Origin of the sequence: Bradyrhizobium sp. U531 (assembly GCF_051710265.1) — a bacterium.
Taxonomy (GTDB): domain Bacteria; phylum Pseudomonadota; class Alphaproteobacteria; order Rhizobiales; family Xanthobacteraceae; genus Bradyrhizobium.
Genome location: NZ_JASVEN010000001.1, coordinates 2,333,589 through 2,356,023, shown reverse-complemented (window position 1 = coordinate 2,356,023; position 22,435 = coordinate 2,333,589). Strand labels below are relative to the sequence as shown.

Here is a 22,435-nt window from a genome sequence, read left to right as displayed (position 1 = left end):
GGAGAGCCGGGCAAGTCGACGCTTCGGCGGAATTGATCCAGCTCAAAATATGTCGCGATGAATGATCAATAGTCAGGCAACAAGATCAAACATCAGGGATGAGACGATGATGGCGCCCACTCCGGTTGATCTTGAGATCGCCGCTGAAATACCGGTCTTCAGCGGGCTCGATCCGCAAGCTCTTGCGGTCTTGCTGGGGCCAGCCAGCATCTTCAATCTCCGTCCGGGCCACACGCTGTTTCGTCAGGGCGAGCCGGCGCAGGCATTCTTCGTCGTGCTGGATGGCTGGATCAAGCTGTATCGGGTCACCCCCGCCGGGGACGAGGCAGTACTCAACGTGGTCACCAGAGGCGAGAGCCTGGCCGAGGCGGTCACATTCACGTCCGGTCGCTATCCTGCTACCGCCAGCGCGGTCACGTCGGCCCGGGTCATGGTCATACCGGCCGACCACGTCATCGCCTGCATTCGCCAGATGCCCGACGTTGCGATCGCGATGATCGCGTCGACCTCGCAACATCTGCACCGCATGGTTCAGCAGATCGAGCAATTGATGGCGCAGAGCGCTACGCAGCGGGTGGCCGAGTTTCTCGCATCCCTGGCGCCGCGAACCAAGGGGCCGTGCACGATCACGCTGCCCTACGACAAATCGCTGATCGCCGGCAGGCTCGGCTTGAAGCCGGAATCACTTTCGCGCGTGTTCGCCAAGCTGCGCGCGGTCGGCGTCGACGTCCGTGCCTCGAACGTGGTGGTGCGCGACATGGCGCAGCTTTGCAAGCTCGTGGCCTGCGATCGCATCACGGCGCGTTGCCCCGTCAAACCCAAGATGATGTGCGCCCAGCCGCCCGCGCCACGCGCGATCCGGCCCGAGGTGAAATCCGTATTGGCGTAATCCGCATGCTCTCCAAGCCGGTGAGCGCCGGCCTCCTTTGATCTCTCGCCCACCGCGCCGGCGTATCCGCGGCGTAGCCCGACCAGTTTCACTCTAACAGGAGACGACGAAATGAAGCGTGTTTTGATCGCAATTGCAGTCGCTGCGGTGTCGAGCAGCGCTGCTCTCGCGCAGGATGTGACGGCAGGGGCCACCGCCTTCAAGAAATGCGCCAGCTGCCATGATGTCGGGGCGACCGCCAAGAACAAGGTCGGCCCGATCCTCAATGGTCTCGACGGCCGCAAATCGGGATCGGTTGCGGGCTACAATTATTCGGACGCCAACAAGAATTCCGGCATCACCTGGGATGAGGCGAGCTTCCTCGATTACATCAAAGATCCCAAGGCCAAGGTGCCCAACACCAAGATGGCGTTCGCCGGCATCAAGAACGAGGCCGAGGCCAAGAACCTCTGGGCGTTTCTCAAGCAATACGACGCCGACGGCAAGACCAAGTAATCCAGGTCGAACCGACCTGCGGGCCGATTGTCCGCCCGGCGTGCATCGTCGCTCAGCCGACGATGCCGTCGTGTGGGCCGGCGCTCCAGGTCGAGCGGCGCCCGGCCGGATCGGTTGCCCAGATTGCGGTGCCGCTCAGCCGGGGCAGCAGCGCCTCGATCTCATCCGCCGATGCGATGGAAAGTGCCGTCGACAAAGCGTCGGCCACGGCGGCCGAGCGATGGTGCACGGTGATGGTTCGCCAATGAGCCGCGCTGCGGCCGCTGCGCGGATCGAACAGATGATGCGCCGCGCCATCGGCACCCAGCACGCAGCCCGTGCCCTCCGAAGTGGCGAGGGCGCCTTCCGCCAGCTGTAGCGCGTCTGCGTCGCGACGTGCGATCAGCCATGGCGATCCATCGCGGCGCGGCGCGATCGCCCGCATCTCGCCGAGATCGACGAGGACGTTGGTGAGCCCTTTCGCTGCCAGCAATTCGGCCACGCGGTCGGTGACGTAACCCTGGCCGAGGCCATTGAGCGTCAGACGCTGATTGTCGCCGAGATGAATTGAATCCGGCTCGACCCGGATACTCCGCCAGTCGACGACCTGCCTTGCGCGGGCAATGACGGCTTGCGGCGGCAGGCCGGTGTGGCTCCTGTCCGCGAACCAATCGACATGCGCTTCCCACAGCGCCTGCACGGTCGGATCGAACAGGCCGTTCGTGACGTCCGCGATCTCAAGCGCCAGCGCCACGGCGCGACGGAGATCGCCGCCGGGTGCGGCGAGCGCGCCGTCGCGATTGAGCCTGCAGAGTTCCGATCCGGGTCGGAACAGGCTCAGTGCATTCTCGAGGCGGTCAATCTCCGCCTCGACCAGTGTGGCGATGCCTTTTGCCTTTGCCGGTTCGATTCCGTTGAACAAGATCCGCGCGTCAGAGCCCATGGCCGTACCTCGCCATTCGAAATCGGCCCGCGCGGGGCTGGCGGGACCTGCGATGGCGACTGCGGCGGCCGATGCGAGGATCGTGATGGCGCGGCGTCGTGTCGGATGATCAGGGAGCATCGTGTTTCCTCACGACGGCTTGGAAGGGGCTTGCGGCAACGGCTGGCGCCGCTGTGCGCGCTTCTTCAGGTGCAGGCAGACGTCGTGGTCGAAATAATTGGCCTGGCACTTCAGGCAATAGATGCATTCATTGGGGTTGATCTGGCCGAGCGGGTGGATCGCTTGCACGGTGCAGCGCCGCGCGCAGACGTGGCATTCCGCGCCGCATTCGCGGTAGCGCTTGAGCCATTCGAACATCCGCATCCGCGCCGGGATCGCCAGCGCAGCGCCGAGCGGGCAGAGGTAGCGGCAGTAGAAGCGCTCGACGAACAGGCCGGCGAGCAGCAGCAATCCGGCATAGACGCCGAACGGCCATTCCCGCAGGAACTTCATGGTGATCGCCGTCTTGAACGGCTCCACCTCCGCGAGCTGGAACGCGGTCAGGATCGAGCGCAGCGAGATCGCGAGGATGGCGACGAAGAGGACGTATTTGATCATCCACAGTCGCTCATGCAGCCCGAACGGAATCTCGATCTGCTTGATGCCGAGCCGGCGCGCGAGCTGATTGGTGAGCTCCTGCAATGTGCCGAACGGGCAGAGCCAGCCGCAGAATACGCCGCGGCCCCAGAACAACATGCTGAAGGCGACGAAGCTCCAGAGCAGGAACACCAGAGGATCGAGCAGGAATAGCTCCCAGCGGAAGCCGGAGAGCAGGGCGTGGATGAAGGTCAGGACGTTGACGACCGAGAGCTGCGCATTGGCGATGAAGCCGAGGAACACCAGCGTCGTGAGCAGATAGGCTGTGCGCAGCCGATAATAGAACACGCCATGAGCCGTCACGGTGTCCTGGAAGATCAGGATGGCCGCCAGCACCGTCAGCATCGCGCCGAGCACGCCGATCTCGTAGCGCCGCGCCCACCAGATCTCCTGCCACACCGTCTGCACCGGAGCGGGGGCCGCCGTCGTCGATGCCGCGGGCGGCTCGCTGGGCGCGGCGATCAGGTAGCGCTCGGGAATGCGATAGTCCAGCGAGACCACAGCGGGCCCGCTTGCAGCGGCGCCGGCGCCGAGATCGACGTCGAGCCGGAACGGCTTGGTCGAATCGAAGCCACTTGCCTGCGGGATACGGAACACGGCAATCTCGCGCAGCTCCGGTGCGCCGGCGGCGTGCAACGACTCCACCGCCGTATGATCGGCCGGCTTGAGACGCAGCGTTCGTGAGCCCTGGACGATCTCGATCCGGGTGAAGGTCCCGGCCTGGCGCCATTCCGTGCCCTTGAACGAATAAAGTCCGGACGCGCCGATCAGAAGCAGGTCGTCCTCGGGGCCGATCTTCGCCGTCTCGCTCTCGTAGATGCGCTGGCCGAGCAGGCTCTCGCCGATCGGCGGCGGTGTGGCGAGCGCCATCCAGAGGTCGATGAACGCCTTGTCGGGTTCGTTGTCCCGCGTCCCCAGCAGCTTTGCCGCTTCGCCCCTGTTCACCAGCCGCCGCTGCACGGCGCCCTCGGCGAGCAGCGCAGACCAGGACAATCGGCGCAGCGTCTCGCGGTCGAGCCGTGCAGCCCGCTCCGGCGCGCTGGTCCGGCTGCGCAGCACGGCGCGCGCCGAGCGCACGATCGCATCGCGAATCACGGTGCTCGTGATGGTCGCGCCGGCGACGGCGTGCGGGCCACGCGCGGACTCCCCCGGTGATTTGAGTGTGGTGCTGCCGCGCACATCGAAGCCGCGGAAATTGGCGACATAGGCGGCCAACGCGTCGCGCGGAATTCCGATCACGAGAATCGGTTCTTCATGCGCGACGATCTCGGCGCCGGCGACGATGCCCTCTGGCGTCACCGCCGCGACGATATCGAGCGGCCGGCCGGCATAGCCGACCGAGCCGGAGACATCGAGACTCGAAAAAGCGTAGCCGAGCACGCGCCCGTCCGCAGCCCGCACCAAGGCTGCCGGAGGCTTGCCATCGGCACGCTCGATCGCGACGGGCTCGGAGAAAAACTTGGCGGCGGCGTTGAGGTCGGCGGCGTTTGCGCTGCAATACATCGACGCCAATGTCGCCAGTGCGGACACGGCATGTCGTAAGGCAGTGGGGATGATTCCTGGCGATCGCATCGAGGGATCAGGCAGCGTTATGGGGCGAGCGCATTGAGGTGGATCAATGTTGCGATTGACCGCGGTCAAGGAGAATTCCTCAAAATCGCTGCATAAGGCCTCATCGGATTCTCATGCTGGAGGAATGTAATGCGAGGCCGAGCTTCCTTGTTTCCAAAGCTTGCGGGCGGCGTTGCCGTAGCGAGCCTTTTGCTTTTGAGTGCGACGACGGCCGGCTACGCGCAGCAGCAGGCTCCGGCGCCGAAACCTGCCGATGTCGAGCAGCACAAGACCACGCCGGGCGGCCAATACCAGCCGAGCCTGGACGTTCTCGGCAAGGGCGCGACCGAGCAGCCCGGCACCAAGCCGGGCGACCCCAACCTCACCAAGGCCGAGTTCGACAAGGCCAACCAGATCTATTTCGAACGTTGCGCCGGCTGCCACGGCGTGCTGCGCAAGGGCGCGACCGGCAAGCCGCTCACGCCCGATCTCACCAAGAAGCTGGGCTTCGACTATCTGCGTGACTTCATCACTTACGGTTCGCCCGGCGGCATGCCGAACTGGGGCACCTCGGGCCAGCTCGAGGCCGCCGACATCGACCTGATGGCGCGCTACCTCCTGAACACCCCGGCGCAGCCGCCGGAGTTCGGCATGAAGGAGATCAAGGAGAGCTGGAAGGTCCTGGTTCCGGTCGCGCAGCGGCCGACCAAGAAGATGAACAAGCTCGACATCGACAACCTGTTCTCGGTGACGCTGCGTGACGCCGGTGAAATCGCGCTGATCGACGGCGCCACCAAGAAGATCGAGCACATCATCAAGTCCGGCTACGCCGTGCACATCTCGCGCATGTCGGCATCGGGGCGCTACCTCTACATCATCGGGCGCGATTCCAAGCTCAACCTGATCGACCTGTGGATGGACCCGCCGCAGACGGTCGCCGAGCTGAAGATCGGCACCGAGGCACGCTCGGTCGAAACCTCGAAGTTCAAGGGCTATGAGGACAAGTTTGCGATCGCCGGAGCCTACTGGCCGCCGCAATATGTGCTGATGGACGGCGCGACGCTCGAGCCGTTCAAGGTGGTCTCGACCCGCGGCATGACCGAGGATACCCAGGAGTATCACCCGGAGCCGCGCGTTGCCTCCATCGTGGCCTCGCACTTCAAGCCCGAGTTCGTCGTCAACGTGAAGGAGACCGGCCAGGTCCTGCTCGTGAATTATCAGGATCTCAAGAACCTGAAGGTGACGGCGATCGAGGCCGAGCGCTTTCTGCATGACGGCGGCTTCGACAAGACCGGCCGCTACTTCCTGGTCGCCGCGAACGCTCGCCACAAGGTCGCGATCGTCGACACCAAGGAGGACAAGCTGGTCGGCGTCGTCGAAACCGGCGGCCAGACCCCGCATCCCGGACGCGGTGCCAATCTCGAGCATCCCAAGTTCGGGCCGGTCTGGGCGACGAGCCATCTCGGCAGCGAGCAGATCTCCTTCATCGGCACCGATCCGGAGAAGCACAAGCAGTTCGCCTGGAAGGTCGTGCAGACGGTCGACGGGCAGGGCGGCGGATCGCTCTTCATCAAGACGCATCCGAAGTCGGAGAACCTCTACGTCGACACGCCCTTGAACACGGACGCCGAGATCTCCTCGTCGGTCGCTGTGTTCAAGATCAAGGACCTCGCCAAGGAGAAGCCGACCTACAAGGTGCTGCCGATCGGCCAGTGGTCGGGCATCTCGGAAGGCGCCCGCCGCGTGGTGCAGGGCGAGTACAACAAGGACGGCACGGAGATCTGGTTCTCCGTCTGGAACAACAAGGCGCAGGACTCGGCGATCGTGGTCGTCGACGACAAGACCTTGACCTTGAAGACGGTCATTCGTGACCGGCGACTGGTCACTCCGACCGGCAAGTTCAACGTCTTCAACACGCGTAACGACGTCTACTGACAAGCAAGGCCTGGTGCGGCGAGTGATCGCCGCACCAGGCTGCCTTCTCGTGATGGTTTTCGGCGGAGCGCATCATGGCTGTTGGAAAGGTCTATCTCGTCGGCGCCGGTCCCGGTGACCCGGAGCTGCTCACGCTGAAGGCGGTCCGCGCGATTCGCGAGGCCGACGTCGTCGTTTACGACCGTCTGGTACCGCCGAGCATTCTGGCGACCATTGCGGACGGGGTGCTCCAGATCAATGTCGGCAAGCAGGCGGCCCATCATCCGGTGCCGCAGGAAGAAATCAACGAGATGCTGGTCCGCTTGGCGCGCGCTGGCCGAACCGTCGTCCGGCTCAAGGGCGGCGATCCCTTCATTTTCGGGCGCGGCTCGGAGGAAGCGGCCGAACTCGATCAGGCCGGCATTTCCTATGAGGTGGTGCCGGGAATCACCGCGGCACAGGGCTGCGCCGCGGCGGCGCGGATGCCGCTGACGCATCGCGGCATGGCCTCCGGCGTGCGCTATGTCACCGGCCATCGCAAGGCCAACGAGCCGCTCGATCTCGACTGGAAGAGCCTCGCTGATCCCGACACGACGCTCGTCGTCTATATGGGCCTTTCCAACATCCCCGAGATCGTCCACAATTTGATCGGACAGGGACTGCCAGGAACCACTCCGGTCCTTGCGGTGTGTCAAGGTACGACGCCGCAGGAAAGCCGAATATGCGCTTCCCTGGAGGCGCTTCCGGTCGCTCTGAAAGACGTCTCCTTCAGCGGTCCCGTTCTTTTCATCATCGGAAAGGTCGCAGGACTCGCGTCAGAACGGAGCGCGCGGAGCGATGCGGCAATTTGCGAGGCGATCTCAGTTGTGGCCTAGCGTCGCCCTGGCATCGGCCGTTGCGATCGGGCCGGCCGCCGCGGGCGACGCAGACGTCAATGCCGCAAAACTTGCCAATCTGGTGCGACAGGATTGCGGCTCCTGTCACGGGCTGACGCTGAAGGGCGGGCTCGGCAAGCCGCTGACGCCCGATCATCTCAGCGCCTGGAACCGCGACCAGCTCGTCAGCATCGTTCTGGACGGCGTGCCGGGCACGCCGATGCCGCCTTGGCGCCCGTTGCTGAGCGAAGCCGACGTGCGCTGGATCGTGGAGCGCCTGCAGCAGGGAGATCTGCCATGAGAAATTTGGCGCGATGGTGTCTGACCCTGTTGCTGCTGATGCCGGCGCTCGCGCGCGCCGACGCGCTGCGCGGCACCGGCAATCTCGGCCTGGTGGTGGAGCGGGCGACGGGCTCGGTGCTGATCGTCGATGCCACCGAACGCAAGTCGATCGGCCGCGTCGAGGGGCTCGGCGATCTCTCGCATGCATCCGCGGTGTTCTCGCCGGACCAGCGCTATGCTTATGTGTTCGGACGTGACGGCGGCCTCACCAAGGTCGACATGCTCACGAGCACGATCGCGAGGCGCATCGTGCAGGCCGGCAATTCGATCGGCGGCGCGATCTCCGACGATGGCGAGCTGATCGCGGTCTCGAATTACGAGCCGGGCGGAGTGAAGGTGTTCGACGCCAGGACGCTCGACCCCGTCGCCAACATTCCGGCGATCGGCGCAGGCGGCAAGTCCTCGAAGACGGTCGGGCTGGTCGACCTGCCAGGACGGCGCTTTGCCTGGGCGCTGTACGACGCCGGCGAGATCTGGATCGCCGATCTCACCAACGTCGAGACGCCCGGCATCACCAGGCTCACCGATGTCGGCAAGCTGCCCTATGACGGCAACGTCACCCCCGACGGCCGCCACTATCTTGCGGGCCTGTTCGGCGAGGACGGCGTCGTGCATGTCGACACCTGGCGCGCACCGCTGAAGGCCGAGCGCATCCTCAACGGCTATGGCCGTGGCCAGGAGGCGCTGCCGGTCTACAAGATGCCGCATCTGGAAGGGTGGGGCGCGACGAGCGACAAGCTGCTGCTTCCCGCCGTCGGCCATCACGAATTGATCGCGGTCGATCTGCGCAGCTTTGCCGAGGTCGGACGCACCGCCACTCACGGCCAGCCGGTGTTCGCCGTGGCGCGGCCCGACGGGCGCCATGTCTGGGTGAACTTCGCCCATCCCTTCAACGACACGATCGAGATCGTCGACACCGAGACGCTCAAGGTGATCCATCGCCTGACGCCCGGTCCGGCGGTGCTCCACATGGAGTTCACCCCGCGCGGCAACGAGGTGTGGGTCTCGGTGCGCGATGCCGACCGCATCGACGTCTACGACGCTGCTTCCTTCGCGAAGAAGACGGAGATCCCGGCGCAAAAGCCGTCCGGAATTTTCTTCACCGCGCGCGCGACGAGGATCGGACAATGACGCCAAGCTCCGTCGAACTCGCTTTGATCGATCGCTGGCAACACGATTTCCCGCTGGTCGAGAAGCCGTTCGAGATCGTCGGCCGCTCCGCCGCGCTCGACGAGCAGGCGACGATCGGCGTCTTCCGCCGCATGCGTGAGCACGATCTGATCTCGCGGGTCGGCGCCGTGGTCCGTCCCAACACGGTGGGCGCGAGCACGCTGGCCGCGCTGCAGGTCCCGCCCGCTCGGCTCGAGCAGGTCGCCGCGATCGTCAGCCGCGAGCCGCTGGTCACGCATAATTACGAGCGCGAGCACGATCTGAACCTGTGGTTTGTGATCGCCGGCACCGATGCCGCGGCGATCGCGGACACCATCGACAGCATCGAGGCGCAGACGGGGCTGCCCGTCGTGGACCTGCCGATGGTGCAGGCCTATCATCTCGGCCTCGGCTTTTCGTTGCGCGAGCCGCGCGCGCAGAAGCGTTCGGCGCCGGCGGCGGGAGACTATCGTCCCGATCCGCGCGACCAGCGCATTCTCGCCGCGATCGAGAACGGGCTGCCGCTGGTCGAGCATCCCTATCTCGCGGTCGCCGATCAGCTCGCGCTTGGCCAGGACGAGGTCATTGCGCGGCTGGAGCACCTGGTCGCGGCCGGCGTGGTGACGCGCTTCGGCTGCGTGGTGCGTCATGACAATCTTGGCTTCCGGTCGAATGCGATGGCGGTCTGGAACATTCCGGGCGAGATGATCGACGATGTCGCGGCGATCTTCGCCCGCCATCCCAGCGTGACGCTGTGCTACCAGCGTCCGCCCCGGCCGCCGGTCTGGCCGTACAATCTCTTCTGCATGGTGCATGCGAGATCGCGCGAGGAGGCCCATGCCGCGATCGACGAAGTGAACCTGCTCGCCGATACCGGGCTTGCGCAACAGGCCGTGCTGTTCTCGAAGCGCTGCTTCAAGCAGCGCGGCGCCGTCTTCTCGAGGCGTAAGGAGACGTATTGATGCGCTCGCTGGACCCGACCGAAAAGGCGATCATCAACGGCCTGCAGGGCGGCTTTCCGCTGACACAGCGGCCGTACCGCGATGCCGGCGCAGAGCTGGGCCTGAGCGAAGGCGAAATGATCGAGGTGATCGGCAATCTGCTCGCGGGCGGGCAGCTCAGCCGGTTCGGGCCGCTCTGGAATGCGGAAGCGCTCGGCGGGGCCGTCTGCCTCGCCGCGATCGCCGTGCCGCCCGAGCGGTTCGAGGAGGTCGCCGATCTCGTTAACGCCCATCCCGAGATCGCGCACAATTACCAGCGCGATCACGAGCTGAATATGTGGTTCGTCGTGTCGACGGATGCTCCTGGTCGCATCGACCAGGTGATTGCCGAGATCGAGCGCGAGACGGGCCTTGCCGTGCGCGCCATGCCCAAGACGCGCGAGTTCTTCGTCGGTTTCCGCGTGGAGGTCTAGACATGCTCGATGCTATCGACCGCAAGCTGATCGCCGCCACACAGGCCGGGCTTCCGCTGGTGGCCGAGCCCTATCGCGCGCTCGCCGGCCAGCTTGGCCTTAACGAGGCCGAGGTGATCAGCCGCCTCACGCGGCTGCTCGAGGAGGGGGCGATCCGCCGCATCGGCGCGGTCCCCAATCATTATGCGCTCGGCTATACCGCCAACGGCATGTCGGTGTGGGACATCGCGGACGAGGCCATTGTCGATATTGGCACGAGGGTCGGCGCGCTCGACTTCGTCACGCATTGCTATGAGCGGCCGCGTCACCTGCCGCTCTGGTCCTACAATCTCTTTGCCATGGTCCATGGCCGCAATCGCGACGAGGTGAGGGCGAAAGTCGCCGAAATCGCCGTGCTGGTCGGTCCCGCCGCGCGGGCCCATGAGGTTCTGTTCTCGACCCGGATCTTGAAAAAGACCGGCCTTCGCATCGCCGCCTGACGGGAGCCGGTCATGTTTCGCCTGAGCCAATATTTGCGCGAGCTGCACGAGCCGGCCCCGACCGGGCCTGTCCGGCAGCCGCCTGGACCGGTGGTGATCTGGAACCTGATCCGCCGCTGCAACCTCACCTGCAAGCATTGCTACTCGATCTCCGGCGACGTCGACTTTCCCGGCGAGCTCTCGACTGCGCAAGTGTTCGGCGTGATGGACGATCTCAAGGCGTTCCGCGTGCCGGTGCTGATCCTGTCCGGCGGCGAGCCGCTGATGCGGCGCGACATCTTCGAGATCTCGGCGCGCGCCAAGGCGATGCGGTTCTATGTCGGCCTGTCGTCCAACGGCACCCTGGTCGATGCCGCCATGGCCGACCGCATCCGCGATATCGGCTACGACTATGTCGGCATTTCGCTGGACGGCATCGGCGAGACCCATGACCGTTTCCGCCGCAAGCAGGGCGCCTATCAGGAGGCGCTGAACGGCCTGCGGCTGCTGCGCGACCGCGGCATCAAGGTCGGCGTGCGCTTCACCATGACGGAGGATAACGCGGCGGAGCTGCCGCGCCTGCTCGATCTGGTCGAGCAGGAGAACTTTCCGAAATTCTACCTCTCGCACCTCGTCTATGCCGGCCGCGGCAACAAGAACCGAGGCGACGACGCCATGTGGCAGACGACGCGCGACCGCATGGACATGGTGATCGCGCGAGCCTGGCGCTGGGCGCAGTCGGGCAGCGAGATGGAGATCGTGACTGGGAACAACGACGCCGATGCGGTCTATCTGCTGCATTGGGCCGAGCGGACCGTGCCGGACTATGCCGCGAGCTTGCGCGCAAAGCTGGTGCGCTGGGGCGGTAATTCCTCCGGCGTCAACGTCGCCAACATCGACAATCTCGGCAATGTGCACCCGGACACGATGTGGTGGCATCATACGCTCGGCAACGTGAAGACGCGTCCCTTCTCCGAGATCTGGCCGGACACCTCCGATCCGATCATGGCGGGCCTGAAGCAGAAGCCGCGTCACGTCTCCGGCCGCTGCGGCGGTTGTGCTTATTTCGACATCTGCAACGGCAACACCCGCGTGCGCGCGCAGCGCATCACCGGCGATCCCTGGGCCGAAGATCCCGGCTGCTATCTCAGCGACGCCGAGATCGGCCTTGCGGCACCGGGCGAGCGGGTCAAGACCAGCATCTATCGGGGAACACGTCATGAAGCGCCGCTTTCTGTTTGATCGCATTCTCGTCGCTCTCGCGCTGCTCGCGCTGGCAAGCCCTGCGCGCGCCGAGCCGGATGCGGCAAAGCTGTTCGCGGACAATTGCGCCGAATGCCACGGCGCGGACCGGCTCGGCCGGCTCGGGCCGGCGCTGCTGCCGGAAAATCTCGGCCGCATGACGGGTGCACGCGCCGTCACGGTGATCGCCGACGGCCGCGCCGCCACCCAGATGCCCGGCTTTTCCGGTAAGCTTGCCAAGGATGAGATCGCGGCGCTGGTCGGCTATATCTCGGCGCCGCTGCCGTCGGTGCCCGCCTGGGGTGCGGCCGAGATCGACGCGACCCGCGTCGTGCACGCCACGGCGCCCGCGCTGGAACGTCCGCGCTTCGATGCCGATCCCATGAACCTGTTCGTCGTGGTCGAGACCGGCGATCATCACGCGACGATCCTGGACGGCGATCGCCTCGAGCCGTTGGCGCGCTTCCAGACGCGTTTCGCGCTGCATGGCGGCCCGAAATTCACGCCCGACGGGCGCTACGTCTTCTTCATGTCGCGCGACGGCTGGGTCAGCAAATACGATCTCTGGACGCTGACCATGCTGACGGAGGTGCGCGCCGGGATCAATGCGCGCAACATCGCGATCTCCCGGGACGGCAAGCATATCGCGGTCGCCAATTATCTGCCGCACACGCTGGTGATGCTCTCGGCGGACGATCTGTCGGTCGAGAAGATCTTCGACGTGAAGGACCGCCTGGGGACGTCCTCGCGGGTCTCGGCGGTGTATCAGGCGCCGTCGCGCAACAGCTTCATCGCGGCGCTGAAGGACGTGCCGGAGATCTGGGAAATCGCGACCGACCCGAATGCGGGCCCGGTCTATGCCGGCTTCGTGCACAGCCACGAGAAGGGCATGATCGAGGCGCTGCCATCTTCGCAGGGGCTGTTCGCGCTGCGCCGGATCGAGACGCCGGAGCCGCTCGACGACTTCTTCTTCGATCCGCCCTATCGCAATTTGATCGGCTCGGCCCGGGAGGGCAGGGCCATCGTGGTCAATCTGACGGTCGGGCGCGACATCAAGCAGCTCGATCTGCCGGGGCTGCCCCATCTCGGCTCGGGCATTTCCTGGACCTGGAACGGCCGGCTGGTGATGGCGACGCCGCTCCTGAAGGCGGGCAAGATCAGCGTGCTGGACATGCAGGACTGGTCGCAGATCAAGGTGATCGAGACACCAGGACCCGGCTTCTTCATGCGCAGCCACGAAAACACGCCCTATGCCTGGACCGACAGCATGATGGGCAGCGGCAAGGACACGCTGTCGATCATCGACAAGCGCTCGCTCGAAGTGGTCCGTAAGGTCACGCCGGAACCGGGCAAGACGGCAGCCCATGTCGAATTCGACAGATATGGGCGTTATGCCCTGGTGTCGATCTGGGAAGACCAGGGCGCGCTGGTGGTCTATGATGCGGCAACCTTTGCCGAAGTGAAGCGTATTCCGATGTCGCGCCCTTCGGGCAAGTACAACGTCTGGAACAAGATCACCTTTTCCGATGGCACCAGTCATTGAGAAGCCGGGCACTGCCCCGCCAATCGCGTTGCTGCTGGCAGCCCATGGCGAGCGGCGGCCCGACGCTGGCAACGAGGGCGCGTTCCAGCTTGCGCGCGCCTTGGCTTCTCGTAGCCTTGTGGCCGAGGTCGCCATCGGCTTCATCTCGGGCACGCCTGGCATCAGTGAAGCCCTGGAGACGCTGACCGCCCGTCGAATCCTGGTCTATCCGTTGTTTGCATCCAGCGGCTATTTCACCCGGGATCGTCTGGTTCAGCTTCTCGACGAAGCCAAAGGCGACGGCCGCAGCATCGACATGCTGCCGCCGCTCGGGCTCGATCCGGGCCTGCCCGACCTCTTGTGCGACCAGGCCGTGGCTTGCGCGCGCGATCACGGTTACGCGCCGGAGGCGTGCACATTCGTGCTGTTGGCGCACGGCTCGAAGCGCAATCCGGCCTCGCGCCAAGCCACCGAGCAGGTCGCGCGCGAGATCGAGACGCGGGCGGCTTGCCGAGAGGTCGTGGTCGCCTTTCTGGAGGAGCAGCCCTCGCTCGAAGAGGCCGCGCAATCCATTCATGGGCCCGCCATCGTGCTCGGCCTGTTTTCCGGCGAAGGTCTGCACGGCGCGAAGGATGCGCCGAAGCTGGTTGCGCGGCTCGGCCGCCCCGAGGTCGTATTCGCCGGCATCATGGGCAGCGGGCCCGGTATCGAGGATCTCGTCGCGCGCGCGGTGGTGGCTGCCTTGCGAGACGCCGGCGCGACGGAGGCCGCGAAGCCGTCGGCGCTGGCGCCGGGCGGCTCGGCGGTTTCCGTCGATTGAAGGCGCGGCGTTGAAGGAGAGGGACGAGAGATGACCGATTACCTTGATGTCGATGTCCGTCCGATCCTGCGCGCCGGGGGCGAGCCCTTCTCGGCCATCATGGCCGCCGTGGAAAGCATCCAGCCGGGTCAGGGCATCCGGCTGTACGCGCCGTTCAAGCCGGTGCCCTTGTTCGACGTCATGGCCGGAAAGGGCTTCGCCCATTCCGCCACCGAGATCGGCGGAGGCGACTGGCAGGTGCTGTTCACGCCGACCGGCGCGCCCGCCGAGGCTATGGCGGCAAGAGCGCAGCCCATCGCCAAATGGCCGGACTCGAAGCTGCGCCTCGACACCAGGGAGCTGGATCCGCCGGAGCCGATGACCAGGATACTCGCCGCGGCCGAGACGCTGGCGGCCGGTGAAACGCTGACGGCGTTTCTCAGCCGCGAGCCGGTGTTCCTTTTCCCGCAGCTGGAGAAGCGAGGCTACAACTGGCTGGGCGGCTTTCTTCCTGACGGTGAGACCTATGAACTGACGGTGCGCGCGCCGTCCTAGCTTTCGTCTCTCTTCGTAACCCGGGTGAGCGCAGCGATACCCGGGACAGTGCCTGCGGAATCCCGGATGTCGCTGCGCTCATCCGGGTTACGCCAGCGTTCGAACCGAGAAGTCACGGCGTACTGGATTCCCCGCCTTCGCAGGGAATGACGGCGTTGGTTGGATTGGCAGGCTGCCACGCCATCCACCGTCATTGCGAAGGAGCTCAGCGACAAAATTGCGTAGCAATTTTGCGCAGATGCGACGAAGCAATCCAGAAAATCCCTCCGCGGAAAGATCCTGGATTGCTTCGCTGCGCTCGCAATGACGCGGAGCGAGCGCGGCCCACGCCATTCTCTCCTGCTCCGGACGCAACGTAGCAACGCTGGCGCGCTCCCACCGCTAACCCGGGCCGGAGAGAGACGGGGACAGCGACCTCCGCCACAGTGCCCGCGCAGCTTCGTTTGGCCCGAGTTGCGGGCCCATCATGCGGAAGGCGTGCTCGGCGCACAGCACATGGTGATGCAGATTGGCGATCCACTGCCGGCCCGAGGCCGTCAGGTTCAGATAGGTCATGCCGTCGCCGATGTGGGCCGAGACGGTGTTCCAGAAGAACTCCGGATATTTGTCGACGAGGTCGGCGGGAGAGGAATAGCCGAGTTGCCGGTTGCGGCCGTTCTCCTCGAATTCGTAGAACAGCGCATTGACCTTGCGCGCATACATGGGATCGCCGAGCTGGCCGATGAAGTCCGCGGCCTGGACCAGCCGCGGCACGAAGTCGGCCGTTGCGGATCTGTCCGCCGGGGAGGGCGGAAACCGCGTGAATTCGATCGCGTCCGCAACGCGATCGGCGTCGATGCCGGCCGTGCCGGCGAGCCGTTCGCGGACGAACATCTTCGATCGGTTGACGTGACAGGCCATCAACGCCGCATCGGAGGCGCCGCGGGCGAGCCTGATCCTCCGGCCGTCCTCGTGCGCGACGAACTCATCAAGCGTATCGCCACCGAGGATGCCGCGGACATAGCCGATATCGTGGAAAAGGCATGCCAGGATCAGGTGCATATAGTCGGGCGGCTCGATCCGCCGCGACATCATCAGGCCGTGCAGGATGTCGCGGCCGACCATCGTCACCAGCCAGGTGTGCTCGTAATTGTGATAAAGCGCGTCGCTTCCGGCGATGCATTCGATCGTCATGCGCGCGAGCGACCCGAGCTGATCCGCCAGCGCGCCATGGGCCGGTCCGAACATCGCGCAAAAGTCCCTGGCGAGAAACGTTCCGAGGCGGCGCGCCGCATCGACCGGGATGGTCCTCATGTCTCTTCTCCTCGCAATGGGCCGTTCGGCAATTCGTTCGTTGCCGGCAATCACCGCCGGTCGTCGCGCCTTGTCTCAGGGCCGGAAGATCAGAATGGTATCTTCAGAGCCCGGGCTCGGCGCAGGCGCGGCCAAACGCGGCGCCTTGGAATGGCCGAGCTCGGCGGCGTAGTCGACCACCATATGGACGACGTCGCCGATCGTCTCGACCAGGCGGGTCATGGCGTCGGGGAGGCAAGGCGAGATCGCCTCGATCCTGACGGCCGGCGGCGAAGACCTGTTGTCGATGCGACAACAGGCGCGCCGGTATGGCAGGAATCGCAAATTGGATTTGAGCAGGCGGGCGATCTCCTCGTCCTTCGCGAGGGGATCGCTGGAGAGTGCCCCGACTGGGCCTGAGACCACGACATGGCGCTCGTCATGACTAAGCGTCAACGCGACGGATATGCCGTCGATGCCGAGCGAGACGCCGTCGCCGGACTGGAAACGGGGCGGCGACAGGCCGAGCGACTGCCAGAGCGTCTCGATCAGGCGACGAAAGTCGTCGTTCATCGCAATTGGTCTCGGCGGCCGTCCCGCAGCCGTGGCGTGGCGGTGCGGCATAGTTGTGCGATCGTGAAGGATGCGGCCATCAAGCCTCGCAGATCCGGTGCCGAAGCATCAGGCCAGCGCGCGAAGCTGGTTGGCCTTCTCGGCCCGCATCTCCGACAAGGCCTGGAACAACTGCTGGAATTGCTGACGCAGCCGTTCAGCCATGTCGTTGGCGTCGGCCTTCTGGGTGTTGGCGGCTGCGGCGTCGGACGCGGCGAGGTGACCGTCCGCGTCATGACGCTTGGTATCGGACTCGGTCATCGCACCAAACTTCTTCGAACCGGCATCGAGGGCCTTGGCAGAGTCCGCGAGAGCCTGCTTGCTCCAGCCACTGGACGCCCATTGGTTCCCCGCGAAGTCGGCGCCGGCGGCGGCCAGTGCGGTTCCGAGTTGCTTCCAGGAGTTGCTATCAATGTCGTCGGCAGCTGCCTTTTCGTGCGCCGCCTGTGCCAATTCCTTGCCTCGCGCAACCTCCATGGCGTCCTTGCGCTTCTGGAGGGCGTCGTCCTGCTGCTGATTGTTCGATTCCAGGGCCGCCTTGAACAGGGCACGGGCGGCATCCAGCGGCGACAGTGCGAGATCGGCGTCGCTGCCCGCTGCGATTGCGGGGTTCAGGGCGCTGGTCGCGGCAGAGAAGCGGCCGGCGGCGCCCTCCACCGCGCTGTCATACGCGGCGGCCGCAATCTTTGAGGTCGGCGCAAATGTCAACGCCGCGCTCGGCGACGCCGAGGCCGTCGACGGCGGAATGGTGCTTTGCAGGCTGGAGATGCCCGAAGCGGTGGGTCTAGCAGCCTTGCCGACAGGCTGCGCGTCGTCCTGCAGCGGCTGGTCGAGCCGCGGTCCGGAATTTCGAATGGTCTCGATCATGATCTGGTGTCTCCTTGCGTGAATGGATGGTCAGGCGAAGCGAACCCGCGACGTCGCGTTGGCCTTGTTGCGCAGGGTATCGGCCGTGGTCTCGAGGACCCGGCTCCAGCTCTCGCTCGTGGTCGTCAGGCGCTTGATGGCCTGCTGCACATACTCGTCGATCTGCTCGATCGTAGCCTGAGCGATCTCTTGATCGGCGTGCGCCCGCCTGCTTGCAGCCTGGTGGCCGGCGTTCTCGTAGTCGATGTAGGCGGCTGTCGCATCACTTCCGAATTTCACGAGATTGGTGGTCAGCATGAGAATGCCATTCTCGATCTCGGATGGGTTGCCGCACGCCAAGGTCAACAGGCCGGTAATTGTCTGCGCGATACCGAACGCGAGGCGGAAGCCCTCATCGGCCTTGTTGGCACCATCCTCGTCGCCCGGGTGGGTCAACAGATAAAGGCTGCCCGCAATGCCATGCCCGGTCGTCATGTTCAGCGTGCTATCGGTCGCGGATATCAACCCGCAGACTCCGGAAGCGATCAGCAACACGCCGATCGGTCCGCCTACGCCAGTTGCGATTGCGGCTCCTCCGGCGACGATGCTCAAGACGGTGGCGATCGCGTCACAGACGCTCGAGAGGTCATCCCAAAACGAGCTGTCTGACTGTTTGGCGAGCTCGTCGATCGCCTTCTGCGCAGCCGCCATTCGCCGCGCAACCACCTCCTGCCGGCGTTGGTCGTCGACCTTGATCTCGTCGCGGCTGGCCTTGCCCAGAATGTCGGCGATCTTGGCGGCTGCGACCGCGCAGGTCAGCTCCGGGCTCTCGTTGTTCGGCATGAAGCCGGCGAGACTGGCAAAGGCTGCGCCGAGGTCGTCGCTAACGCCGCCGGGCGGCGGCAGGTTGCCGTTGCCGACGGCGGTTGCACCGGCCACTCCGGCGCCGACCTTCGGATCGACCGGAACGATCTGCGGCGCGATCTGTCCGGTCGAGATTGGCGAGACTGGCTTGGTTATGGCGTCCATGGGCGAATTGCTCTTGCTGGTGATGTCAAATCGCTACCGCGCGGCCTGGCCGGCGTGCCGATGCGCGGAGCGCCGCTCGATGGCATGGGCATGCATCCGCACGGCGTGGGCCGCGGCGGCGGTATTGCTGCTGCGGCTCAGTCGTTCGGCCACGGCAAAATGGGCGATCGCGCCGTCATATTCGCGCGCCGACAACAGGCATTCGCCGAGTCGCAGATGCCCTTCCGGATTGGCGGCATCGAGGGCGATGAAATGCACATAGAGCTTTGCAGCGAGCGCGATGTTGCCCTCGCCCTGGTAGGTGAGGGCGATCGCGTAGATGACGCGGGCGTCGAGCGGTTCGAGCTGGTGTAGCACGATCATCCAGTCGCGCCCCTTCGTGACGTCTCCGGCCTGGATCATCCGGCAGCCGCGGATGAACATGGCGTCGCGCTCTTCCTGCGTGAGGCCGCAGATGTCGGCTAGCGCCATGCCTTCCGACATCAGCTTGAGGACGCTCTGCGTCTTCGGCGAAAGCTCGAGGCTGTCGATCAGGCCTTGCGCGATCGGGGCGGCGATGTCGATCATGCGGCGCCAATCGGCCTCGGTCTTCGGCAGTCCATCCAGTATCGACATCGCAGTAAGGTCCTAGAACAGTGTCGGCAGCTTAACCGTGGCGGCGCAGCGGCTGTGTCGCAGGAGTTACAGCGCCGCTCTGTTTTGCGGGGGCGTTCGGACGCGCTGGGTGCGGCGTTGCGGAGCGACTCTCGTCTATTCGAGGGGCAGCGGCGGCGGCTTGACGCCCAGATGGTGATAAACTCTCAACTGGAGTCTGTGGGCCTCGCTGGCATGACGCCGGGCTTCATCATAGGCGTCGCTGGTCAATCGTGTTCGTGTCGCTGCCGTGGCCCTCTCGTCGTAGATCGAGCGGATATAGGCATCCGCTTGAGGCGTTCCCATGGGCACGGTGTGCCTGGCTCGCACGGCCTTCTCGACCGCGCGCTTCGACGCTTCAGTGGCCGCGTGGCTGGCGTCCTTGGCTTTGCGCAGGGCTCGTTGCTGCCATTCGACGTTCGCGTCGGCCAGGTTTCGCGCCTCGGTGGCGTGACGTTCGAGCGTGGGACGGAGCCGGGCCAGCTGCTCCTGCTTAACGTCGGGTGTCAGCTTCGATTGCTCGATCGTCCGCTTTGTCCCGATGTTGGCCTCGTAAACGGCGAGCGCATCGGCCGTCGATCTGTTGAGGGCCTCGGCGATCTCGCGATTGAGATTGAAGGGCTCGGGCGCGGGAGGCGAGGGCGGTGGCGCCGTTCGGGTCGCGATTCCCGCGGAGACCGGCTTGCCTGCCGCGGGTGCCTCCGCAATCTCGATCGGAGACCGTGCGTGAACCGGTTGTTGGGATGGAGGGCCGCTGACTTCGCCGCTCATTCCGACGTCTCCTGTGCGCTGAATTCGTTGGATTCGCGCCTAGCGATAGGGACGAATGTCCTTGGCCTGCGGATGAGGAATTCGCTCGTGATCGAGCCCGAGGTCGAAGACGGCAAAGATGGTCTCCTGGCCCGGTCCGTAACCGACGCCCTTGGCGATCGCATCACCGGCCCATTGCGTCCTGATCTCGGAGGACCTGTCGCGGCCGTCCTCACCCTGTCCGAGCTCGGTCAGCACGCGTTCGGAGAGCTGCCGGAGCTGGCCGTCGCTGAGGCCGTTGACCCAGGTAAGAAGCTGGTCGGGCGTCATCTGGCGGTATTCCGCATAACGGGCGAGGAATGCGACCTGGGAGCCGCCGGGGAGCGTGGTGAAAAAGCCGCTCTGCTTGCTCAACGCGCTCGCAGCCTGCGGGCTGAAGCCGGCGGCGCGCAGCATGATCCGCATCGGCTCCTCGTACTGATGAGACGCCTTGTGCCCGTCGTAGACCGCCTTGCCGACCACCGACACAGTCGCGACGGCAATGCCGGCCGGTCCGGCCCAGGATGCTGCCCCAAATGCCGGTGCCACCGCGGCTCCGAATCCGATGGCCGAGCCGGCGGAAGCGAGGGCTGCGGCGGTGTCCTGGGGAACGCCGAGTCCGAAGCCGGAGCGCACGCTGTTCACCGCTTCGATGAGCGCGAACGCGCCAATCAAGACCTCGCCGGCGGCGACGCCGCCCAATTTCGTACCGGCAATCCGCCCAAATCCCTTGGCGGCATCGGCTGCGCCGACACTGACCAGAAATTCACTGAGTCTCTGCGCTCCGAGCGCGCTGAGCACGACAGTCTTGCCCACGCTATTCACGTCGAGATGCCCGAGGTGCACGGTGTTGTACAGGTTGAGAGCAACCACCCCTAGCGCAATGCCGCGCATCAACTTGCCGGCCAGGGCATCCCGGGCGAAGGCGGCGGGCGTACGCCCGGCCGCTTCCAGCTCCGCGTTGAAGCCCGCAAGCGCTGCTGCATCATCGGTCGCCGCTCGCGATATCTTCGTGACGGCTGCGATCGCCTTGTCGAGCTCGGGCTTCGAGACTCCGAGCAATTTCGCGAGGCGCGTATCCACCAGCCCCTTGATCGCCTCGACCGCCTTCTCGATCCGCTTCGGGTCAGTCACGCTGATGCCGGCGAGCTTGTCGGACACGATCGCGCGTATCATGGCCGTGGCAGTGACGTTGGTGAGCCGCAAGCCGAGGAAGGCGAGCTTGCCTCCCGTTGCCAGCGACAAAACGGAGGCGTCGTGCCCCCGAAGAGACGAGAGCATGCCGACGATGTCGTTCAGCGCTCCGTCCTTCCGCAGGTTTGGATCGGACTCGATCGCCATCTCGATCGCCAGCCGTGCGGATTTGTCGTTGGCGATGGCCATCCACTGGCCCAGCAATTCGGGACCGGCGTTCAGTTGGTTGGTCAGCTTGCCCAGCGCGATCATGTGCCGGACCAGCCTGCTGCCGTCATCGATGATCGACTGATTCAAGCGATCGTGCTCGGCTCGCCATTCCGGGCCCTTGTGTGCGAAATAGGCGGTCATCGCCGCTTGTGATTGCTCCGCGGTGAGAGCCGGGCCGACGGTCGTCGATAGCCAGGCCAGCTCGCTGTCGTGCTTGGCGAGCGCCTCGACGTCGGCGCTCGTCTTGTGCTGGATGTCGGCCTGGGAGCCGGGCGTGCTGGCGGCAAGAGTTTGAAACACCTGGGATGCATCGCCGCCTTGTGTCCGTGCCTGACGCGCGTGGGCGACAGCATAGGCCATGCCGCCGCCGTGCTGGATGGCGCCGAGCACGGGCTCCGCATTCCATGGGGTGAGGGATGCGAACTCCGCGACCACGCGATCGCCGTTGCTCGCGCCGGAGATCCGGTCGCAGAGCGCAACGACGTCGGCAAGACCGTCCGGTCCAAGCGGTGCGAGTGTCGGCAGGCTCGGATTGCCTCCGGTGGGCTGGTGATAGTCCACCGCAGCCCATTGTGCGAGCATGCCGGCGAATTCGCGATCGACGAGGGTGGCTGCCTTCGCAAGATTGTGAACAGCCTGGTCTGCCCGCTGCCGTGGCAACAGTGTCGCATCGCTCAGGGGTGCATTGATCTGCCTGACGGCGTCATTGACGTGGTAGGAGGTCGCGGGATCCTGCAAGACCAGTCGCCGCACCTCATCGGGCTGTTGCTGACAGCCTGTGCTCAGAAGCTGCAACGTCTTGAGGGCGTCGCCGTGTCCGTCCTGGAGCGCGGTCGCAACGATATCGGACGCGGTTTGAAGGGCTTGCGGGCTGACCACCGATGCTGCCGACGTTTGCGCCGTCGGAAGCAGGGTCAGAGGCGCCGCGGGAGCCTGCGATGGCCCGAGAAGCCCGGCCGAGGGGCGGGATTGCTGAGACGTCGCATCGGGCCGCGCGTCGCCACCTGGGATCGTCGGAGGGAGCGCCGGCCGGGGCGCCGCTTCGGTACGTGGGGACATCCGATTCTCCTTGTTTCCGCGTAAGGGG

Annotated in this window: 22 protein-coding genes; 13 read left to right on the top strand and 9 right to left on the bottom strand. The window is 65.4% G+C overall.

All coding sequences use genetic code 11. From position 1 onward, the window contains the following. Positions 1-106: 106 nt before the first annotated feature. Entirely contained in the window at positions 107-889 is a 783-nt protein-coding gene (locus tag QRQ56_RS11610; protein WP_438739899.1) for a Crp/Fnr family transcriptional regulator, read from the top strand. A 111-nt stretch (positions 890-1,000) separates the two neighbouring features. Beyond that, positions 1,001-1,384: a c-type cytochrome gene (locus QRQ56_RS11605; protein ID WP_438739897.1), complete on the top strand. Its 384-nt coding sequence runs from the start codon at positions 1,001-1,003 to the stop codon at positions 1,382-1,384. A gap of 52 nt (positions 1,385-1,436) precedes the next feature. Here the strand turns inward: QRQ56_RS11605 and QRQ56_RS11600 are convergent, their stop codons facing one another. Further along, a complete protein-coding gene (locus tag QRQ56_RS11600) occupies positions 1,437-2,426 on the bottom strand; it encodes an FAD:protein FMN transferase (protein ID WP_438739896.1) in 990 nt (329 codons plus the stop codon). 9 nt (positions 2,427-2,435) lie between these two features. After that, positions 2,436-4,472: a 4Fe-4S binding protein gene (locus QRQ56_RS11595; RefSeq protein ID WP_438739895.1), complete on the bottom strand. Its 2,037-nt coding sequence runs from the start codon at positions 4,470-4,472 to the stop codon at positions 2,436-2,438. 237 nt (positions 4,473-4,709) lie between these two features. Between QRQ56_RS11595 and QRQ56_RS11590 the strand changes: the two genes are divergently transcribed. The 11 genes from QRQ56_RS11590 (at position 4,710) to QRQ56_RS11540 (ending at position 14,763) form a co-directional block, all read left to right on the top strand. After that, a complete protein-coding gene (locus QRQ56_RS11590) occupies positions 4,710-6,428 on the top strand; it encodes a cytochrome D1 domain-containing protein (RefSeq protein WP_438739893.1) in 1,719 nt (572 codons plus the stop codon). 74 nt (positions 6,429-6,502) lie between these two features. Further along, complete coding sequence (cobA, locus tag QRQ56_RS11585; protein WP_438739891.1) at positions 6,503-7,282, top strand: uroporphyrinogen-III C-methyltransferase; 780 nt, start codon at positions 6,503-6,505, stop codon at positions 7,280-7,282. After that, entirely contained in the window at positions 7,272-7,583 is a 312-nt protein-coding gene (locus tag QRQ56_RS11580; RefSeq protein ID WP_438739889.1) for a c-type cytochrome, read from the top strand. The genes cobA and QRQ56_RS11580 overlap by 11 nt, the downstream gene beginning before the upstream one ends. Then, positions 7,580-8,755 carry a cytochrome D1 domain-containing protein gene (locus QRQ56_RS11575; protein ID WP_438739887.1) on the top strand — a complete coding sequence of 392 codons (1,176 nt, stop codon included), beginning with the start codon at positions 7,580-7,582 and terminating at the stop codon, positions 8,753-8,755. Before QRQ56_RS11580 ends, QRQ56_RS11575 begins: the two co-directional genes overlap by 4 nt. Further along, positions 8,752-9,735: a siroheme decarboxylase subunit beta gene (gene ahbB, locus QRQ56_RS11570; RefSeq protein WP_438739885.1), complete on the top strand. Its 984-nt coding sequence runs from the start codon at positions 8,752-8,754 to the stop codon at positions 9,733-9,735. Before QRQ56_RS11575 ends, ahbB (QRQ56_RS11570) begins: the two co-directional genes overlap by 4 nt. Further along, positions 9,735-10,187, top strand: a complete 453-nt coding sequence (locus QRQ56_RS11565; RefSeq protein WP_438739883.1) for an Lrp/AsnC family transcriptional regulator — start codon at positions 9,735-9,737, stop codon at positions 10,185-10,187. Before ahbB (QRQ56_RS11570) ends, QRQ56_RS11565 begins: the two co-directional genes overlap by 1 nt. 2 nt (positions 10,188-10,189) lie before the next feature. Further along, positions 10,190-10,666, top strand: coding sequence for a siroheme decarboxylase subunit beta (ahbB, locus tag QRQ56_RS11560; protein WP_438739882.1), 477 nt, complete (start codon positions 10,190-10,192; stop codon positions 10,664-10,666). A gap of 12 nt (positions 10,667-10,678) precedes the next feature. Continuing rightward, a complete protein-coding gene (gene nirJ / locus QRQ56_RS11555) occupies positions 10,679-11,887 on the top strand; it encodes a heme d1 biosynthesis radical SAM protein NirJ (protein ID WP_438739881.1) in 1,209 nt (402 codons plus the stop codon). Continuing rightward, complete coding sequence (locus QRQ56_RS11550; protein ID WP_438739879.1) at positions 11,865-13,430, top strand: cytochrome D1 domain-containing protein; 1,566 nt, start codon at positions 11,865-11,867, stop codon at positions 13,428-13,430. Before nirJ ends, QRQ56_RS11550 begins: the two co-directional genes overlap by 23 nt. Further along, complete coding sequence (locus QRQ56_RS11545; RefSeq protein ID WP_438739878.1) at positions 13,414-14,229, top strand: CbiX/SirB N-terminal domain-containing protein; 816 nt, start codon at positions 13,414-13,416, stop codon at positions 14,227-14,229. Before QRQ56_RS11550 ends, QRQ56_RS11545 begins: the two co-directional genes overlap by 17 nt. Positions 14,230-14,259: 30 nt before the next feature. Continuing rightward, positions 14,260-14,763 (top strand): DUF2249 domain-containing protein, encoded by a 504-nt coding sequence (locus QRQ56_RS11540; RefSeq protein ID WP_438739876.1) that lies wholly within the window; start codon positions 14,260-14,262, stop codon positions 14,761-14,763. Positions 14,764-15,144: 381 nt separating this feature from the next. On the opposite strand, the gene QRQ56_RS11535 is transcribed toward QRQ56_RS11540, so the two are convergent. The 7 genes from QRQ56_RS11535 to QRQ56_RS11505 form a co-directional block, all read right to left on the bottom strand. After that, positions 15,145-16,056 carry a metal-dependent phosphohydrolase gene (locus QRQ56_RS11535; protein WP_438739874.1) on the bottom strand — a complete coding sequence of 304 codons (912 nt, stop codon included), beginning with the start codon at positions 16,054-16,056 and terminating at the stop codon, positions 15,145-15,147. Positions 16,057-16,131: 75 nt separating this feature from the next. After that, positions 16,132-16,608: a CesT family type III secretion system chaperone gene (locus QRQ56_RS11530; protein WP_438739873.1), complete on the bottom strand. Its 477-nt coding sequence runs from the start codon at positions 16,606-16,608 to the stop codon at positions 16,132-16,134. Positions 16,609-16,716: 108 nt separating this feature from the next. After that, a complete protein-coding gene (locus QRQ56_RS11525; RefSeq protein WP_438739872.1) occupies positions 16,717-17,514 on the bottom strand; it encodes a hypothetical protein in 798 nt (265 codons plus the stop codon). A gap of 30 nt (positions 17,515-17,544) precedes the next feature. Beyond that, complete coding sequence (locus tag QRQ56_RS11520) at positions 17,545-18,522, bottom strand: hypothetical protein (RefSeq protein WP_438739870.1); 978 nt, start codon at positions 18,520-18,522, stop codon at positions 17,545-17,547. Between the two features lie 33 nt (positions 18,523-18,555). Beyond that, positions 18,556-19,137 (bottom strand): hypothetical protein, encoded by a 582-nt coding sequence (locus QRQ56_RS11515; RefSeq protein ID WP_438739869.1) that lies wholly within the window; start codon positions 19,135-19,137, stop codon positions 18,556-18,558. A gap of 135 nt (positions 19,138-19,272) precedes the next feature. Continuing rightward, positions 19,273-19,926 (bottom strand): hypothetical protein, encoded by a 654-nt coding sequence (locus tag QRQ56_RS11510; protein ID WP_438739867.1) that lies wholly within the window; start codon positions 19,924-19,926, stop codon positions 19,273-19,275. Between the two features lie 39 nt (positions 19,927-19,965). Continuing rightward, positions 19,966-22,407, bottom strand: coding sequence for a hypothetical protein (locus QRQ56_RS11505; protein WP_438739866.1), 2,442 nt, complete (start codon positions 22,405-22,407; stop codon positions 19,966-19,968). Positions 22,408-22,435: the final 28 nt, after the last annotated feature.